Origin of the sequence: Sphingobacterium sp. UBA7253 (assembly GCF_002472745.1) — a bacterium.
GTDB classification, from domain to species: Bacteria; Bacteroidota; Bacteroidia; order Sphingobacteriales; family Sphingobacteriaceae; genus Sphingobacterium; species Sphingobacterium siyangense.
Genome location: NZ_DKSP01000181.1, coordinates 4,653 through 5,098 on the forward strand (window position 1 = coordinate 4,653; position 446 = coordinate 5,098).

1 protein-coding gene is annotated in these 446 nt (G+C 48.0%); it reads right to left on the bottom strand.

Annotation, left to right across the window (positions count from 1 at the left end; genetic code table 11):
- Positions 1-446 (bottom strand): LLM class flavin-dependent oxidoreductase (locus tag B2X72_RS18525; protein ID WP_286850999.1); only part of this gene is annotated, 446 nt, incomplete at both ends.

Sequence of the window (446 nt, forward strand, 5' to 3'; positions counted from 1 at the left end):
CGGCCTGCTGAATATGAAAAGGTTTGCCATTTTCATCATATTTCAAAGTGGAACTTTGCAGGTGCATCCTGTTTTGAGCAGCCCATACAGCCGTGGCATTCGATGCTGCTCCCCACCAGATACGATCACGTAACCCTTCCGAATGGGGTTCGAGTCTCAGCAAACCGGGCGGGTTTGGAAACATTGGATAGGGATTTGGTTCAGCGAAACCAATTCCTTTAAGTTTTTCTAAAAATTCCAATGCTTTTTGCCTTCCCATATCAGCATCTGTTTCGCCCTCGTTGATATTGTAACCAAAGTAACGCCAACCATCTATTACTTGTTCAGGCGATCCTCTGCTGATGCCGAGCTGCAATCTGCCCCCGGAGATTAGATCTGCAGCTCCTGCGTCTTCCACCATATAAAGGGGGTTTTCATAGCGCATATCGATGACGCCGGTGCCGATC